The sequence below is a fragment of the Synechococcus sp. TAK9802 genome, from assembly GCF_014279535.1.
GTDB lineage: Bacteria > Cyanobacteriota > Cyanobacteriia > PCC-6307 > Cyanobiaceae > Parasynechococcus.
Genome location: NZ_CP047937.1, coordinates 1,897,138 through 1,914,429, shown reverse-complemented (window position 1 = coordinate 1,914,429; position 17,292 = coordinate 1,897,138). Strand labels below are relative to the sequence as shown.

Sequence of the window (17,292 nt, the reverse complement as noted above, 5' to 3'; positions counted from 1 at the left end):
ATCAAGCCGAGGCTCGATCACCTTGCTGTTTGCGTTCTTCGCGTGCCATGGCCACCACGTCCTCCAGGCCATCCATCTGGGCGCTGGTGGGCAGTTCCAGGCAATAGCCCTCTCCGTACACCGTTTTGATAAAGCGTGGTTTGCGGGGATCGGGTTCCAGCTTGGTGCGCAGGTGTCTGACGTGCACGCGAATGGTCTCGATGTCGTCATCGGGCTCGTAGCCCCACACTTCCTTGAGGATCAACGAGGGGGCCACGGTCTGACCGTGACGCTGCAGCAGGCAATGAAGCAGTTCGAACTCCAGGTGCGTGAGCCGCACGGGTTGATCAAACCAGATCGCTTCAAAGCGCTCGGGCACCAGGGTGAGAGGCCCGTAGCTGAGGATCTCGTTGTGGTTGCTTGTTCCAACCGGAGCTCGGTCACTGCGACGCAGCAGGGCTTTGACCCTCACCTGAAGTTCCTCCAGATCGAAGGGTTTGGTCAGGTAATCGTCGGCTCCGGAATTGAAACCGCTCACCTTGTCTTTGGTGCCGCCGAGAGCCGTAAGCATCAGGATCGGAATCCCAGCGGTGCGGTCGTCGCGCCGTAGGCGCTGACACAGGGTGAGGCCATCCACTTTGGGCAGCATCAGATCCAGCAGGATCAGATCCGGGGTGTATTGCAGTGCGAGGGCCTGACCTTTGATGCCATCGTCGGCGCGCTGCACATCGAAGCCGCTGTGCTCCAAATGGCCACTCACCAGGTCGCGCATGTCCTGGTCATCTTCGATTAGCAGGATGCAGGGCTTCATCGGTTCGGCGGCAATTCGGCTGGAGAAATAACGAGCGCTTGTCTGTAGGGATTAACGCTGAACGGATTCTCTCAAGCTTTTCAACTGTCTGCAGATTTTCAGCAAAGAGACCGTTAGGGGCTTGGTTGTCGCAGATCGTTTGCAGGAACAGCGATCTGGAGTTTTTTTTGCTTGTCGTCAGCTCGTGTCTGTTTAGGAAGTCTTCCGCTTCGGGCAATCACCCGTCACGAAATTCCTCTGTTCGTCAATAAAAAAGCCACAGCGTGAGCTGTGGCTTTATAGCTCCCCGGGCGGGATTCGAACCTGCGACCAATCGATTAACAGTCGACCGCTCTACCGCTGAGCTACCGAGGAATGAGACCCGAAGAATTTACCCCTCGAATGTGCCCCCCTGCAAGCGCCGTTGCAGTTCTGGCCCTCGGGTCCATGGTCCAATCTGACCGTCTTGCATGCGAGCGGCGCCATCGGCGAAGGCCAATTCCCCAAGCCTGTGGGTGATCCACAGCGCCGTGATCGGCTTAATGGGGTCCTTGCAAAGCCGTTGCACGGTGGTCAGCACCGTTGTTTGGCTCTCAGGGTCCAGCAGCGCGGTCGGCTCATCGAGCAGCAGGAGCCCGGCGTCACTCGCCAGGGCTCCGGCAATGGCCAGGCGTTGTTTCTGGCCGCCGCTGAGGCTGTGAATTGGCCGCTTCTCCAGTTGGGCGAGGCCAAGCTGGCCCAGCAGGTCGCGCACGGAGCTCAGGCGGTGCTGCTGGGGCCCTTCCGGGTCCATGCCCAGCAGCAGATCGCTGCCGCAACTGGGGAGCAGCAGCTGATGGTCTGGGTTTTGAAACACCAGGGCCGTTTTGGTGCGGCAGGCGATGCGTCCGCTCTGGGGTTCGAGTAGTCCTGCAATCAGGCGGAACAGGGTGCTTTTACCGCTGCCGTTGCTGCCCACCAGCATCCAGAGGCCTGGGCCCGGAATGACCAGGTTGCAACGGTTGAGGGCCTGCTGGCCGTTCGGCCAGCGGTGGTTAACGGCCTCAACGCTCAGTTCGGCGGTTGAGGTGTCAGGAATCAAAGGAAAAGCCGGGACGCTTGCTGCCACCCGCTGCCGAAGCTTTCTCATAAAGCTGAACGGCGAGAACCTCACTGACGAGCAGCGTTACTTTCTTGCCTTCCACTTTCTCGCAGGTGAGCTCCAGCAGCCGCGGTTGGCCGTTCTCAAGGGCCAGGCGGATCTGCTGATACAGCGCATCGGCGTCTGCATGCTCCTTGCGCTGAACCGACACCGGGACAGGACTCATGCGCAGGGCAAGTTCGATGACGTACACAGCGTTGGAAAGAAGCGATGCGTCATCTTCGCGGAGGGACCGGCATCCCGTCGGTCCAAAAATGCGCATTTCTACTCATCCCCTCGAAAAGGGTGCGGGGAGCCGCCCCATTTCGGTGATCACCCCCTAGGCTCAGCCGTGTAACGGATCATGAAGCACCTCTCATGACGATCGCTGTAGGACGCGCGCCACAGCGGGGATGGTTTGACGTCCTCGATGACTGGCTCAAGCGCGACCGCTTCGTTTTTGTCGGCTGGTCCGGCATCCTTCTTCTCCCAACGGCCTACCTGGCCATCGGTGGCTGGCTGACAGGCACCACCTTTGTCACCTCCTGGTACACCCACGGCATTGCCTCCTCGTACCTGGAAGGTTGCAACTTCCTTACCGCTGCTGTGTCCACCCCCGCTGATGCGATGGGTCACAGCCTGCTGCTGCTCTGGGGCCCTGAAGCCCAGGGCGACTTCGTTCGCTGGTGTCAGCTCGGCGGCCTTTGGGCCTTCGTGGCCCTGCACGGCGCCTTCGCACTGATCGGCTTCATGCTCCGTCAGTTCGAAATCGCTCGTCTGGTCGGCATCCGCCCCTACAACGCCATCGCCTTCTCCGGTCCGATCGCGGTGTTCGTCAGCGTCTTCCTGATGTACCCCCTCGGCCAGAGCAGCTGGTTCTTCGCGCCCTCCTTCGGGGTGGCTGCGATCTTCCGCTTCCTTCTCTTCCTCCAGGGCTTCCACAACTGGACCCTGAACCCCTTCCACATGATGGGCGTCGCCGGCATCCTCGGCGGTGCACTCCTCTGCGCCATTCACGGCGCCACCGTGGAAAACACCCTGTTTGAGGACGGTGAGCAGGCCAACACCTTCAAGGCGTTCGAGCCCACCCAGGAAGAAGAGACCTATTCCATGGTCACTGCCAACCGCTTCTGGAGTCAGATCTTCGGTATCGCCTTCTCCAACAAGCGCTGGCTGCACTTCTTCATGCTGTTCGTGCCTGTGATGGGCCTGTGGACCAGCTCCATCGGCATCATCGGCTTGGCCCTCAACCTGCGCGCCTATGACTTCGTGTCCCAGGAAATCCGTGCTGCAGAAGATCCCGAATTCGAGACCTTCTACACCAAGAACATCCTTCTGAATGAAGGTCTGCGTGCCTGGATGGCACCGGCTGACCAGCCGCACGAAAACTTCGTCTTCCCTGAAGAGGTTCTGCCCCGTGGTAACGCCCTCTGATCTCAAGGCCGATTGTTCCTTCAACCGCCCATCCGGGCGGTTTTTTTTTGGTTCAGTTGCTGTCTGAATCAGGTCCCAGACGCAAGGTGAGATCGAGGCTGTTGCGTTGATCGAGCAGCGCTCTCAGCAGTGCATCGATGAGAAGAATGATGCCAACCAGCTCCAGCGCTTCCTCCAGGCCTGTGATGGCGCCGTACCAGGGGCTATGCAGTCGGATCAGATTCGATCGAACGGCAAAGCTGCCGATCATCTCCATGCCGATGGCACCGCCGATGTAGACGGCCCCTGCTCGCAGCAACCGTGATGCCGTTGCTCGGGAGATTGAGCCGAGGAAGCGGCGAAAGCGCCACAGCAGGATGAGGGCGAGGACGGCGTAGGGCACCACCCAGGTGGATGCCAGAGCTGGGTGCACCTGGTGCCTGAGCCCTGGAATGATCAGGATCTCGTGGATCTGAAGGGCTTCGTCGAGTGCCAGAAAGATGAAGATCTTCGAGAGCAAACGCCAGTCGTGGGAAGCGATGCGATCGCTGCTCTGCCCCAGTCGTCGCATCAACAGTGCCGCTATCAGCAACAGCGCGCTGCTGAACAGGGTGGGCAGGTTGAGCTCCCGGTCCATGTTGAGGCTGTCGAGCCAATATTTCTTTGCCCCGAAGCCATAAATCCCCATCTGCACGACACTGTGGGCTACTAATAGCCCTCCGGTGACGGCTATCAGTAAGTTGCGGATTGATCTCGGTGTTAGGGGAATGATCCCCATCTGGTTGGGATTTGTTGTGGTGGATTCCTTAATCACGGTTGGCTTGTGGGGTGGATGAACTTCGGCCTCATACTTCGTTTCTAAACCTTTGCTTAACCTATGCTCCGAGCAACGTGCTGCTTTTCGCTGTGATCTGCACGGTGGTTGCACCTCCTTCGGTGTGGCTGCGATCTTCCGCTTCCTTCTCTTCCTTCAGGGCTTCCACAACTGGACCCTGAACCCCTTCCACATGATGGGCGTCGCCGGCATCCTCGGCGGTGCACTCCTCTGCGCCATTCACGGCGCCACCGTGGAAAACACCCTGTTTGAGGACGGTGAGCAGGCCAACACCTTCAAGGCGTTCGAGCCCACCCAGGAAGAAGAGACCTATTCCATGGTCACTGCCAACCGCTTCTGGAGTCAGATCTTCGGTATCGCCTTCTCCAACAAGCGCTGGCTGCACTTCTTCATGCTGTTCGTGCCTGTGATGGGCCTGTGGACCAGCTCCATCGGCATCATCGGCTTGGCCCTCAACCTGCGCGCCTATGACTTCGTGTCCCAGGAAATCCGTGCTGCAGAAGATCCCGAATTCGAGACCTTCTACACCAAGAACATCCTTCTGAATGCAGGCTTGCATTGATTGATTTGCTAAAACTATTATTTTAGTTATTTTCATTTGCATTAACGCTCTATTAGCTCTTGCCGATAGCTTGCGAGCGAGCATGTGTAGTGAATCTATTTGACCTAATTCACTTCCTCTTAGTAAGGCGATTTTCGGATTAATACTGAAGAATTTCCTTTGCCTCTCTTTGAGTTCGCAAATTCCAAACAACACCTCACATTGTTGACCATCTAAGTTTTTTTGATCTATAAAAGTGATTAAATTTGGTTACAAACAATCTTTTTGTGCCGCATGCGCTTACGATTGAAGGAACTTGCTTGCCCTAAGAGTTGATTTCTGCGCGCGGGTTAGATTCAAAAATCTCACTCAAAGTAGTATTTGCAATTTATATACTTAGTTCACTAGTTGGTGTCTCTTCTCATGTGCTCTGGCGTGATGAGATGCAGGGTTGGTTAGTAGCAGTAAGTAGCTCAAATATTTTTGATCTTTGGGCCAATAATGCGCCTTCTGGTCATCCTATAGTTTATCCATTTCTCACATTTATTTCTTCATTTATATATGACAAACCATTGTCTTTGCAGCTAATGCAGTGGTCACTTGCCGCGATTTGCGTGTTTATATTTTTGAGTAGAGCTCCTTTCTCAAAGTTTCAGAAGTTATTATTCGCATTTGGCTACTTCCCGTTTTGGGAGTATTGCCTTATTTCTAGGCATTATGTTGTAATCCAGCTTTTGACCTTCCTTGGTGTGATTTTTGTAAGTAAGAAAAAATATAGCTTAGTTGGTATGTCATTTCTCATAGCTTTGCTGATGAACACGCATGCTCTCGCTTGGAGCATCGCGTTTGGATTTTTTATTACGATAGCCGATGATTTGGTCTGTAAAAAATTACTGTTAAGCAAGCCTGCGTTTTCCTCCTCTATTTGTTTCAGATTTTTCGTATCCACTATTGTTTTGTCTGTTGCTGCATGGCTGTCATTAAGTAGTCTTTTTCAGACCTCGAGAAGCATTGATAGTGAATCAATTAATATAAGTTTAAAATCAGTTCTGGTTGCTTTTGGAAGGTATTTGGGCGGCAATATTTTAATTGTACCTAATTCCTCTCAATGGCTTGACCTCTCATTGTCAGCTGCCATCTCCATTGTATTAATTGTAGCCACTGTATTATATATACGATTTTCACGAAGAGCATTATTGTTTTATTGTTCGTCTACATTTTCTTTGCTTGGCTTTAATGCTGCTGTATACAGTGGAGCAGGTTCAAGGCATTTTGGAATTTATTTTATTGTTATAATCACATCTATTTGGCTTTGTAGATCAGATCCTTCGGCATCATTTAGCGGCTCGCTGGCTAATGTTGAGCAGATATATTCAACTAAGGCAAAGTCTAAATTCTCACTATTTTTATCTATTATTCTAGTGATTCATTTCTGTGCAGGGATTCATAGAGTTTTCCTTGATATTGTTTATCCATATTCTGCGAGCAAAGAAGTTGCCACTTTTATAAGGAATTCAGAATATGCTGATTGGCCTTTGTTTGGGACCAGAGATGTTGAGCTTACGTCGGTCTCAGGTTATCTTGGGAAATCAATTTATTATCCTGAAATAGCTCGGTCAGGCACTTTTACTGAGTGGATTAATCGGGACTCATCATTAAAAAGAGAGGACTCATTAGTTTATATTCAAGAATACATGGATTCACACCAAGATGTTGCTTCGATACTTGCAATCTTAAGCAACGGCTCTAACTTAAAGCATAATTTTGAGCAAGGAGATTTAGTCCTTCCCGGCAATATAACGATTAAGTTTGTCAGGAGCTTCCTCCGTTCATATAACAAGCCAGAAAGATACTATGTTTATACCATTAGACGGACTGGAAAGATTCAAGCCAGTGATGTGCAATATGCTAATTAGATTCATCGCATCTTCCTGAGGCTTATTTGTGTCTTCCCGAATACATGCTCTAAACAAACTTCTAATGCCTTTTCATCTAAAAAAGAATGAAATAACCGGTCACATTTTTCTCATAGTTATATTAATATCTATAATCTGTGTTTCGCTATTTTGGTCTGATTCGCAGAGCCTAATTGCTCATGATGAAGGTCTGTACGCAAGGCGAGCAAAATTAATATTAGATTCAGGGGATTGGCAATCTCCATTTGCATCACCTCATCATAAAACTGTTGGTTCGTATTGGGCAATAGCGGCAAGTCTGAAGCTTTTTGGAATCAGTGATTGGGCCTCTAGATTTCCGAGCACTTTGGCAGGCTTAATAGCAACATTGCTGTTTTATTTGATATCACTAAGATACTTCAAACCCTTGAATTCTTTGGTTGCTACGTTATCGTTAATTGTCATGCCTATTTACTTCCAATCGTTACGTACAGTCAGCCCTGATATGGTTTTTATCGCCCTAATGATGGCACAAATATATTTTCTGACCTCTGCCAAGCCTCTATCTAGTTCTACATCCTATTGGAAAATATTCTGCTTTGGCGTATGCGTTTCATTTACTTTTTTCGTGCGCAGTATTGTTGCACTAATCCCGCTTGTGTCGTTATTGCCTTTAATTTTTGTGCTGCAATATATGCGCAAGAAAGCATTTTGGGTCTGTGTGTTAGGTGGTCTTTTGGTAGGATCAATACCACTTGCAATTAGCCTCTTATCTGTCTTTGGAGATCATGGATATGCAGGGTTAGCTTCACTTATTGCGTTTGCATCTAAAAAGGCTGATGTGTCTGAATTTAATCTTTTATCTAGCGTTCCTTTCTATTTCACAAGGCTTTTATTATTCACCTTTCCGGCATTTGTATTTCTTTTGCTGCCCCGCGTTCAATCTTTTCGGAAAATTCCCTGTTTTCTTAGGGCTAATCCATTGCAAATGGAGCTCAATGCGCTGACAGTGTTTTTCCCGCTGGTTTATATAATTGTATTGTCTTTTATGGGGACCAGGCATTATCATTATCTTTTGCCACTTGTGCCACCGCTTGCACTAAATATTGCCCGTATAGATTTAACATTTGAACGAAGTAAATTTAATTTTGACTCAAACTTTGCTGTTGTTATGAGCGCCTTTTATTTGCTAAGCGCATGTATTCTTTGCTTTAAGCGTGAAGGCTTTCTAGAGTTATCATTCTATATTGGATTTTTTGCTCTAATCCTTTCTTCCAGTTTTTGTTTTTACGCTTTTTATGCAAAAGCATTTTCGTGGCGAAGGATTTCCCCTTTTGCAGTCATCTTTGCGGTTCTCATGGCGCAATACTTAACTATTTTTGCATTCTCTGCAAGCGGCATCATTTGGAACACTAATAAAGAGCTCAAGGTATTGGCCAGTACTGTTAATCGTGAGTGTAGTTCTGGTACATATCTGTATGGACTTTCAAGTAAAGATATGACAATTCTTCAGTTTTATCTCGATGATTCTTTGGTTTTGGAGTCCTTGAATTCTTTATCCGCTTCGCCTCGCCGTTGCTTGGTTTACGCCAATATGTCTAGTAAACAAGGTTTACCGAATTTGCGGGATAGAAATTTCTCAAAAATCTATTTCAGGTGATTTGAGTGTTGTGATCACCTAAGGTATTATATCGCTGATTGGAATCAAATATGTTTTCTTGCTTTTGTCAACAAAATGCATGTCTTTTGTTTGTATTAGTTGGTTGATTCTTTGTGCTTCGGTTTCTTTCGTTGGCGTGTAAGTATTATGCCATTTGATGCTTCCAGTTAGATGGCTGGCCCCATGACTTCTAAGTATTTGGAGATGCTTTCGTGTCAATTCATTGCTTGGAATAATCCAACCCTGTCTACGTGCAAGGTTTAGAAGGGTGGGATCTGAACCTGTGACACTCACAATGCGAGCATTAGTTGGTAGTTCTCTACGAATGGACTCTGCAAGTGGCATCCAAATGCTGCGCTGTCGCGTCTCCACCGCCCAGTAATCAACTGTGAGTACTACAAGGCTGACGATTATTGTGACACTTAGCACGATTTGAACCACCCAACGTTGCTGTTTGCAATTCCAGGTTTGCCATCCCAGGCCTACCAAAGGGGAGCTAAACAGCAATAAGGGAAACTGGTAATACTCATGTACGGTGCTTGATCTCATCGTGGCAATTGTGCAAATCAGCATCCCCACCACTCCTCCAAGTGCGATGCGTCCTCCGCCAAGCCTCCAGCACCGCATGATGCCGATGATGATCAAGGGAATACCTATTAGAACAAGCGCGCGCAGACCGATTCGGATCGCAAGGTTCATCCAACTAGAGAGACTTAGTGCTAACCCGATGTTGCTGCGATCGCTGTCGTCTCCCCAAAAACCGAAAGTCAAACCGCTTGTGTCGCCTAACCCATAAGCGTGCATGTACCAGGCAGATGTAACTGCCAGAGCTGTTGTTGAATAGACCCAGAACCATGGATTCAGCAACAAGTGCCAGAGCCGTCGCATAATTTGCCGACAAGATTCAGCCTCTGCATGAGGTGAAGGTATGAGCTCTACGAGCAGTAGAGGCAGGCCCAGCCAGAGCATGGGAATTACTTTGATTAATGCTGCTCCGGCGAAGCAAATCCAGCTGATAGCCAGAGCCCATTTTGTTCGTCGTTCAACCCAGATGCTGTGGGCTTCTAGTGCTCCCGCGGCACACAACACCAATAAGGCTTCTGCCTGAAAGGCTCTTCCGTAATACACTCCCAACGGTGCAAGGGCGAAGGCCATGCCTCCCCACCAACCGGCTTCGGGGTTGAACCAACGCCTTCCCAAGCGCATCACCAGCCAGATGGTTATCGCGCTGCAAAGCACCGATACACTACGACCCATCCATTCCTGGATGCCAATAAGGCCGTATAGGCGGCTGACTAGGAATGGGTAAATAGGAAACTCACACTCCACATATCCGGCACTTGCGCCAGCCCAGTCGATTTGTGGAAGCCAAATAGGAGTGCCTTGTTCAACGAAATGTCGAGCCATTGCGGCGGTGTCTGCTTGCCGCCAGCTGTGAACCCCGACCACCGGCATCCATATCTGTACCATTCGCAACAGGGTCCCCACGCCAATGGGCTGCCAGGCCGGCCTAGAGCCTGTTCCAGATAAAACGGGATCAGTAGGCCGCATGGTTCCAGAGGTAGGTAAAATTAATTACAGTCAGCTGATAATAACTGATCGATATTGACATTTTATTGTTGATTCTCGAGTTTTCTCCAAAGGAATATGGATTTCTTGTGGTACGCCATTTCCCATTTGTCACTTTCATGCGCTCTTGAATAAATTGAGTCAACTATATCTGAGTTCGATTTCCATCCAGGACGCGCGGTGTCGAGGAGTATTTCGTCGTAATTACTTATGTCTAGTGAATTTTCAACGTCCGAAACTCTGATATCTTTTCTTTTCGATAAGTGAGGGGCTATTATAGAAGAGGTGAGAACAGATGATTCTTCGTTTACTAATCTAATTGCCACATTTAGTTCGTTTATTGTGGGGAAGTTTGTTTGATATTGATTGAAGAAAAAAGTGATTCTGCTCAAGGCTACGAATCCGACTAATGAGGTTATGATCACCATCCTGTGCGCACTTGCTTTAGAGATGAAGCTCAGTCTGCTGCCATTCTCTTGAAGGAAATAGGTCGTTTCTATTGCCAATAATGGCACCAGAAATACTGAGTACTGGAATACAAGGCTTTTCATGCTTAGGCTGGTAGATAGTAAGTTAATTGTCAGTAAAGGAAAAAATGGAATCAATCTTATCGCGGTACGCTTCGGTTTTTTTACAAGGAATATAAAAAATGCAGGAGCTATTAATAGCACTAGATATTCTAGATTTGATGTTGTCAGCAATTGTGTGGACAATGCTTTTATATTTTCAGGGATTGAACTCAAGTCAAATATTGAATCGTAGTCAAGTCCGAATTTCTTGGCATGCCTTGCTAATGAAGCACTTGGCCCACCATAAAAAGGAATAATTAGTTTTGAGGCAAGTGCAAACCATGCTGTGCCCAATATCATTAAAAGTGATCCGATTGTCTTGCGATTTTTAAACCATTCTCGTGCGCCAAAGCCTGCTATTAATATCGATATTGTTATTTTGCAGGTTAATGAAAGGAAAGCGAGTAAAATTACCTTTCCCGGCCGTATATCTTTTTGTTCAAGCTCGCACGCCAATGATGTTAGAATTGGCATGGCGATCGCCTCAGGATGGAAATCAAAAATAGATAGATTAAATATTATAGGAAATAGCATAAAAAATAATATGGTTATTTTCTTGCTCCTCGGGTTCAGGCGCTTTGAATTGGCGAATTTATGTAGAGGAAAGATGCATGATGCTATGGCTATTGACTGGATTACTAGTAAAAGGTAAGTAGAAGGAATCGCACGGTAAATCAAGCCAATCGGATAAAGCGCAAAGGCTGCATGGTCGCCTAAAATGTGAAAGTTCAGAAAAGTGCTTATTGGAGTCTGGCCTTGTGATATTAAATAAATGGCTTGGTCGAAAATTCCCAAGTCCCATGCGTTGCTTTGAAACCATGCATGCCTTAATGACGAGAATAGGCTTAGGCTTGCAGAGCAACATACAAAATAGATTGATAACCAACGTTTTTCGGGCATGTCCGACTTCAGAATGCAAGCAGCAATGCAAATATAGTGCCTACTCCAATAGCTGCATCTAGCCTGAGTGATTTTCCTGAATTTATTCTACGGTTTTGAGGTCTTGATATTTAAGGCCAGTACCCCTTATCTGCTTGGGCCAGGGATCGAATCAGATCAGGGGTGCCATTGTGGGAATCGTCATTAACGACAAGAATTTTAAGCGGAAGATCTGTCTCCAGGTGCAGCAGGGATTCGATTGCCTGGCGTATGGAACCACCCTCATTGAATGTGGGATGCGTGGTTGACGGGCCGCTTTGGCTTGGCCCTTTATACACTGGCACGTGGTCAATGGACTCGAGCCGGTATTACCGCAGGCGTCTCCTTGGCATGGTGGCTAATCGCCACGGAGATGGCCTCTGCAGGGGTAATTACATAAATCTTCGTTTGGGCTATCTCGGTGGCATCAAGCTGGAGATCATCACCACTTTGCTCTCCAAGCCATGGACGGTCTTTTGTGAAGCGTCCCCGGAATCGATCTTGCTATATACGATCGGATTATCGCTCCCTTTCCTTGCCTTGTTGCGGCTGAATTCTTAGCCAGCATTGCTAGGAGCTAGCCCGACCTGTTTTACCAATTTGATCTTAGCCTCAGGTATCCAGCGTGAGCTAAGTCACCACTACTCCGTTGGAATCCTGGCTTTTCTGATCGCCGGTTGTATCGATTTCATCGGTGCAGCTCCAACATCAATGCGGCTAAACGGCAAACGCATTGTGGCCATTACGGCACTGCTCGGTACAACCGCATTTCTTGCCTACGGCCGAATCGGCTACTACAGCACTCGCTACCTGCCCCGCATGCAGGAGGCGATTCACTTCCAGCAGGCAAAACATATGATCCTAGATGTAGTATCGGTTCTAGCTATGCGCAACTATGTCCCTCATATGGCTGGTCGTTTAACGATTCGTCAAATCGAGAGGGACTATGGGCCAATCGATCAGTACGAGTGAATCGTGTTGCCTGCACCGAACGTTCCAATAGAAGCCGGCGGAAAGCTTATTCACGTCAGTCGCAGCCGGGTGGGACGGCTTATCAAACATGTGACCAGCGATGCAGAAGCTAACGGCATGCATTGCAATAAGGCCAACTCCTCGATCATTGTTTGCTCCAGGAGTTGAAACAATGTCTTGTGACTGCTGCAGTACTGGTCTGCCTTGAGCGGTAAACATCGAGCACCTGCAATCCAGATGTTCACTAACCAAAGCAGGCTTCCCCGGCTGATGGACAACTATGCCTGCTTAGGGGCTGTTCCAGACAAATCGGGATGAGGCCGCATAGTTCCAGATGTACACAACGACAATGCCTGCCAACTGGGCCCATAGGGTATTCGCTTGGACAAGCTTGTAAAAACTGGTTGCAAGTCCGATGTTTGCAAGTGCTGGAAGCGAAGTCACCAGCAAGAACTTCAGCAAGCCCCGGACCAGTCTCATTCCCCGTTGACGTCGGTCGCGAAAGGTGAGGGCATTGTTAATTAGATAGTTCGAGCTTGCGGCTGTGATGACGGCCACTGGAAGTGCTTGCTGAAATCCCAGCTTGAGCAGGCCCATTAGCAGTGCTGTCGATAGCAGCTGAACCGCTACGCCAGAAGCGCCAACTAGCCCGAAGCTGATGGCCCGCCGGGGCAACAGTCTCAGGGTTGCAGTGTGAATTAGAGATACGACGAAGTCCCAAAGAACGGCCATATCGAGTTTGGAGCTGCCATGCAGCCGCGGCTGAAAGCGAAGCGGAATTTCTCCCACTTGCAGGCGGCCGCCGCTGATGGCCAGGAGCTCATAAAAAAATTTGAAGCCGTTCACGTCCACTTGACGCACCAGCGGAAGGCAGCGGTTGAGGCGCAGCACGATGAAGCCGCTCATGCAATCGGACAGGTGCCGGTAGGAACTTGGAAGACTCCAACGGGCAAGACGGTTGGCGAGGGTGGAGCCATCGGTGCGTCGATTGCTGAGGCCTCGGATTTCGGAGTGGTCGAGGAAGCGGCTTCCCGCCACCAGGTCCAGTCCCTCTCGATCTAGCAGCTGTACGGCCTCGCCAACTGAGGCAGGTTCATGCTGGCCATCGCTGTCCATCACCACTGCGGTGGAATAGAGGGCTGCGATCAGGCCTTCTTTGATGGCGCTTGCTAGTCCAGAGCGTCCCACCCGTTGGATGATCCTGATCCTGGGGTTCTGGCGGGCCAGGGCTCGAACCAGATCAGGGGTGCCATCGCGGGAATCGTCATCAACGACAAGGATTTCAAGCGGAAGATCTGTCCCCAGCTGCAGCAGGGATTCGATTACCTGGCGGATGGAACCACCCTCATTGAATGTGGGCAGCACGATGGACAGGCCGCTTTGGCTTGTCGGCCCTTCACGTTCATTTATGGACGACACAGTGTGCTCCAGTCAGGCTCAGATTACCGACAGATGGCAAGGGTCCATCGCCCCGCTCGGCCTTCGATGCTGCAGTCTTCCTGGACTTTGTCGCTTAGATGCCGACCTGGGCCGTCTTTGAAGCGCGGAATGCGTTGTTCTGCATACCAGTTAAGGCTGGGACGTTCGTCGTAACCCTTGAGACTGATCCCCTTCCCGGGGTTCGCTCTGGCTAAAGCTGCTACTGGTTGAACTGGCCAGGTTTCGTTGAGTTCCCACAACCACATAGGGGAGTGGAATAGCAGGGCCAGCGCCGCCACATTGCCGCAGCTGAGGCTGATCACTCCGATGCGGCGTCGTTGTGGATCAGTTGAGCGCAGCCACCATCCGCCGACACACCAGCCGAGACCAAGCACAGCAGTTAGGTCGCGATAAGGCGCCAAGCTGCTTCCGATCTTGCTGAAGCTAGTCAGACTCAGCAGCAAGAGCATTAGTCCGAGTCCGCACCAGAACAAGGGAAGCTGAAACAGCAGCCAGCGGTTGTAGGGGGCTGGGTTTTCAGGTGCACTCTTCCAAAGAGTGGGTTGCCCTACCAGCCAGGCCAGCAGCGGAGCGGAAAGCATGGCGAGTGGCAACCAGAGCGGGTGGCTGTACCAAGGCAGCTGGGTACGCAGCGGAAGAATGGCCCCGGCCATGGTGAGCAGGCAGGCCAAGGACCATCGCCCCCACCGGCTGTTACGGCATCGCCAGGCCCAGATCAATGCGAAGGGCGCTAGCGGCAGCCAGGGCCAGCCCCCCTCCAGAACTTCGATCACCGGGACCCGCCAGCCCAGATCACTGCCTTCGCCAGCATCCAGAAGAACCCGACCGGCGCCATCTCCGCCCCACAGCCAGAGCGCCTGGCTCCCGCGGATATGGGCATGCCAGAGATGCCAGCCGACCCCCGGTGCCAGGCCCAGCAGCATCCCTCCAAAGGCTGCTGCGTGGTTGTTCCAGGTTTTCCATTCCCGACCCCAGACCAGTGCCAAGCCGCCAGCCACCACCACGGGCACCAGCAGCGGAGCCTTGAGCAGCAGCATGGCGCTGGCCATCAGACCAGCAATGGCTCCCCAGAGTGCGCTGCATCGGCTGCGATTGAGCTGTAGCAGGGCCAGCCAAAGCAAAGCCATGGCCGTCAGTTGGGTGCCATCCAGCATGGCCAGACGTCCGTGCCGGGCCACCGGCAGCAGCGTGAGCAGGATCAAGCTTGTGGCGAGGGCGCTGGAACGATCCCCCGGGCGCAGCATCCATTGCAGCCAGCCTCCAAGCGGCACCACCAGGCTCGACAGCAATGCCGGCGCCAGGCGGACCGTCCACTCCGAGGGGAGCTGGTCGGGTCTTGTTGTTGTGCTGATCACGAGGGCGATCAGGCTGTGCAGACCGGGAGCCTTGTTGAGGTAAGGCTGTTCCCAAAGGGTCGGCATTAACGGTGCTTCCCCGAGCCCGTGACGTAGTTCGAGGGCCACCCTGGCGACGGTGGCTTCATCGAAGTCCCGCAGAGGTAGATCGCCCAGGCCGATTAGGGCCAGGACGGCGGCCGCTAATCCGAGACCAGCCAATGGGATCCAGGGGGCTGCGTCAGGAGCTGAGTCGGAGCGCATGGGTGCCCCTCATCACAACAAAAACTGAGTATGGTCCGTTTGTTCAGGATGCAGCAGCGTGGAAGGGTGATTGCTTCCTTCGGGAGGTATTCGTCATTCCGAAGGCGTTGCCGGCGTTCACAATCCTTTTGGAGGAGGTTTCCATGATTTCCAGTTGTCTGACGCAGGGTCCGCTGATCGCGGAGAACGCCGGCTGAACGGTGCCTTCTGACTGATCATCCGGTTCCGCGGCAAAAGCGGGCCCGGCGAGAGCCCCCATCCGGGTTTCCGGATGGGGGCATCGTTTTTGGGAATCCTTGTAGGCGCGAAAACTGTCGCCATCGATACATGTCGATGTACCGACCGGCACATTCAGGGTTTGACATCGATTGACTGCCCTACACAATTTCATGTGGCGTTTTGTCGCCACTTTTCCTGTGTGAGGAATTCAATGAAGCTTTTCCAGCAACTGCTGGTGGCTCCCGCCGCCCTCGGCCTTCTGGCCACAGGCGTCAATGCCGCCGAGCTGAACATCAACGGTGTTTCTGATTACGCGGCTTCCGCTGATCAGGTCACCAGCGTCACCCAATTCTCTGACGTCTATCCCACCGACTGGGCTTATCAGGCTCTGGCTGGTCTGGTTGAGACCTACGGCTGCGTTGCCGGCTACCCCAACGGCACCTTCCGTGGCAACCGTGCCATGACCCGCTACGAAGCGGCTGCCCTGCTGAACGCTTGCCTCGACCGCGTCACTGAAGTGACCGACGAGCTGCGTCGCCTGATGGCTGAGTTCGAAACCGAGCTGGCCATCCTCAAGGGTCGCGTTGACGGCCTCGAAGCCAAGGTTGGCGAACTGGAAGCAACCCAGTTCTCCACCACCACCAAGCTGAAGGGTAAGAGCACCTTCATTGTGGGTGGTGTTGATTTCGAAGGGACTAATCGTCCCAAAGCTGGAACCGGCGAAGGGCTCGTTGCCCAGTACGACACTCGTATTGGCCTGAAGACTTCCTTCACTGGTAAGGATCTTCTATTTACCCGTCTCCGTGTTGGAAACATGGATAACGAGGTCTTTGCTGAAGGGCTGACCAAGCTTGATACCGCTGGCCCTGATGGCAGCACCCTCGAGCTCGATCGCTTGTACTACAAGTTCCCTGTCGGTGATGAATTCACCGTCGTAGCTGGTCCTATGGCTCGTAACACTGAGTCACTTGGAATAAAGCCAACGGCTTACACGACCAAGACCCTGAACTTCTTTGGTGGTCAGTGGGGCACGCAGAACGTTCACAACAAAGAGACTGGTGCTCTGGCCGGTGTTATCTGGAAGCAGAAGGTTGCTAAGGGTGAGCCTCGTTTCACCGTTGCTGCCAACTATTTGGTAGAGGAAGAGCACGCCAACCAGTCTGATGGCGCATCTGGTGGAGTTTTTGGCGATCAAGGGGCTAACACCACTGTTCAAGTTGGTTACGGCAACAAGAAGTGGGGTGGTGCTTTGGCCTATCGCTATGGCCAGTGTTCTGCTGGTCAAGGCGGTGGTTACGTCAGCAGTTCTTACAGCTGCTCCAGCACCAACGACGTCTACAGCCAAAACTATGCTGTGAACGGGTTCTGGAAGCCTTCTGAGACAGGTTTCATTCCTGCTATTAGTGCAGGTTATGGCTGGAGCTCCATCGAGAATGGATCTGCCGACCTCGACACTGCTAACTGGATGGTTGGCCTGACATGGGCCAAGGTCGCTAACACTCGCCACACCTTTAACTTTGGCTTTGGTGTGCCTCAGTACGACACCGACGGTGGGACGGATGCTCCCGATCTTTCCTGGGAAGCTTCTCTGAAGATGAAGGTTGCCAACAACATCACTGTTGTCCCCGCGATCTTCTACATCCCCGAGCAAGTTCAAGGCGCAAGTAACGACGAAGTCTTTGGTGGCGTCGTTCAAACTGTCTTCAAGTTCTGAAGGCCCAACCTCGGTTGGGCCTTCAGAACAACCTTCCTCATACACACGTCCGAGCCCTCC

At 51.4% G+C, this 17,292-nt stretch carries 15 protein-coding genes, 1 tRNA gene and 1 pseudogene; 6 read left to right on the top strand and 11 right to left on the bottom strand.

Annotated features, from left to right (window positions below):
- Window position 1: 1 nt before the first annotated feature.
- The 4 genes from SynTAK9802_RS11065 to SynTAK9802_RS11050 all read right to left on the bottom strand — a co-directional run bounded on the left by SynTAK9802_RS11065 (window position 2) and on the right by SynTAK9802_RS11050 (window position 2,103).
- Window positions 2–790: a response regulator transcription factor gene (locus SynTAK9802_RS11065; protein ID WP_186496262.1), complete on the bottom strand. Its 789-nt coding sequence runs from the start codon at window positions 788–790 to the stop codon at window positions 2–4.
- 282 nt (window positions 791–1,072) lie between these two features.
- Window positions 1,073–1,144, bottom strand: a tRNA-Asn gene (locus SynTAK9802_RS11060).
- 16 nt (window positions 1,145–1,160) lie between these two features.
- Window positions 1,161–1,898: an ABC transporter ATP-binding protein gene (locus SynTAK9802_RS11055; RefSeq protein WP_370586360.1), complete on the bottom strand. Its 738-nt coding sequence runs from the start codon at window positions 1,896–1,898 to the stop codon at window positions 1,161–1,163.
- Window positions 1,840–2,103, bottom strand: coding sequence for a hypothetical protein (locus SynTAK9802_RS11050; RefSeq protein WP_186496260.1), 264 nt, complete (start codon window positions 2,101–2,103; stop codon window positions 1,840–1,842). The genes SynTAK9802_RS11055 and SynTAK9802_RS11050 overlap by 59 nt, the downstream gene beginning before the upstream one ends.
- Before the next feature lie 164 nt (window positions 2,104–2,267).
- On the opposite strand from SynTAK9802_RS11050, the gene psbD reads away from it, so the two are divergent.
- A complete protein-coding gene (gene psbD / locus SynTAK9802_RS11045; RefSeq protein ID WP_006851499.1) occupies window positions 2,268–3,323 on the top strand; it encodes a photosystem II D2 protein (photosystem q(a) protein) in 1,056 nt (351 codons plus the stop codon).
- Between the two features lie 52 nt (window positions 3,324–3,375).
- On the opposite strand, the gene SynTAK9802_RS11040 is transcribed toward psbD, so the two are convergent.
- Window positions 3,376–3,990 (bottom strand): hypothetical protein, encoded by a 615-nt coding sequence (locus SynTAK9802_RS11040; protein ID WP_255487915.1) that lies wholly within the window; start codon window positions 3,988–3,990, stop codon window positions 3,376–3,378.
- 241 nt (window positions 3,991–4,231) lie between these two features.
- On the opposite strand from SynTAK9802_RS11040, the pseudogene SynTAK9802_RS11035 reads away from it, so the two are divergent.
- From SynTAK9802_RS11035 to SynTAK9802_RS11025, 3 genes and pseudogenes are all read left to right on the top strand, one after another.
- A pseudogene (locus SynTAK9802_RS11035) lies at window positions 4,232–4,693 on the top strand (photosystem II D2 protein (photosystem q(a) protein)); the annotation flags it as partial.
- Between the two features lie 317 nt (window positions 4,694–5,010).
- Window positions 5,011–6,594 (top strand): hypothetical protein, encoded by a 1,584-nt coding sequence (locus tag SynTAK9802_RS11030; protein ID WP_186496256.1) that lies wholly within the window; start codon window positions 5,011–5,013, stop codon window positions 6,592–6,594.
- A gap of 28 nt (window positions 6,595–6,622) precedes the next feature.
- A complete protein-coding gene (locus SynTAK9802_RS11025) occupies window positions 6,623–8,233 on the top strand; it encodes a glycosyltransferase family 39 protein (RefSeq protein ID WP_186496254.1) in 1,611 nt (536 codons plus the stop codon).
- 18 nt (window positions 8,234–8,251) lie between these two features.
- On the opposite strand, the gene SynTAK9802_RS11020 is transcribed toward SynTAK9802_RS11025, so the two are convergent.
- The 3 genes from SynTAK9802_RS11020 to SynTAK9802_RS11010 all read right to left on the bottom strand — a co-directional run bounded on the left by SynTAK9802_RS11020 (window position 8,252) and on the right by SynTAK9802_RS11010 (window position 11,588).
- Window positions 8,252–9,688, bottom strand: coding sequence for a glycosyltransferase family 39 protein (locus tag SynTAK9802_RS11020; RefSeq protein WP_255487758.1), 1,437 nt, complete (start codon window positions 9,686–9,688; stop codon window positions 8,252–8,254).
- A 158-nt stretch (window positions 9,689–9,846) separates the two neighbouring features.
- On the bottom strand, window positions 9,847–11,271 hold the full coding sequence (locus tag SynTAK9802_RS11015; RefSeq protein ID WP_186496252.1) for a DUF2079 domain-containing protein: 1,425 nt from the start codon (window positions 11,269–11,271) through the stop codon (window positions 9,847–9,849).
- 110 nt (window positions 11,272–11,381) lie between these two features.
- The gene (locus SynTAK9802_RS11010; protein ID WP_255487757.1) at window positions 11,382–11,588 is read right to left on the bottom strand and encodes a glycosyltransferase; all 207 of its coding nucleotides are present in this window, start codon (window positions 11,586–11,588) and stop codon (window positions 11,382–11,384) included.
- A gap of 268 nt (window positions 11,589–11,856) precedes the next feature.
- On the opposite strand from SynTAK9802_RS11010, the gene SynTAK9802_RS11005 reads away from it, so the two are divergent.
- Window positions 11,857–12,261: a DUF2079 domain-containing protein gene (locus SynTAK9802_RS11005; protein WP_186496250.1), complete on the top strand. Its 405-nt coding sequence runs from the start codon at window positions 11,857–11,859 to the stop codon at window positions 12,259–12,261.
- 288 nt (window positions 12,262–12,549) lie between these two features.
- On the opposite strand, the gene SynTAK9802_RS11000 is transcribed toward SynTAK9802_RS11005, so the two are convergent.
- The 3 genes from SynTAK9802_RS11000 to SynTAK9802_RS10990 are packed head-to-tail and all read right to left on the bottom strand — an operon-like array spanning window position 12,550 to window position 15,558.
- Window positions 12,550–13,680: a glycosyltransferase family 2 protein gene (locus SynTAK9802_RS11000; protein ID WP_186496248.1), complete on the bottom strand. Its 1,131-nt coding sequence runs from the start codon at window positions 13,678–13,680 to the stop codon at window positions 12,550–12,552.
- A gap of 23 nt (window positions 13,681–13,703) precedes the next feature.
- Entirely contained in the window at window positions 13,704–15,299 is a 1,596-nt protein-coding gene (locus tag SynTAK9802_RS10995) for a glycosyltransferase family 39 protein (protein ID WP_186496246.1), read from the bottom strand.
- Window positions 15,300–15,342: 43 nt separating this feature from the next.
- Window positions 15,343–15,558, bottom strand: a complete 216-nt coding sequence (locus SynTAK9802_RS10990) for a hypothetical protein (protein WP_186496244.1) — start codon at window positions 15,556–15,558, stop codon at window positions 15,343–15,345.
- A 171-nt stretch (window positions 15,559–15,729) separates the two neighbouring features.
- Between SynTAK9802_RS10990 and SynTAK9802_RS10985 the strand changes: the two genes are divergently transcribed.
- Complete coding sequence (locus tag SynTAK9802_RS10985) at window positions 15,730–17,232, top strand: iron uptake porin (RefSeq protein WP_186496242.1); 1,503 nt, start codon at window positions 15,730–15,732, stop codon at window positions 17,230–17,232.
- Window positions 17,233–17,292 lie beyond the last annotated feature (60 nt).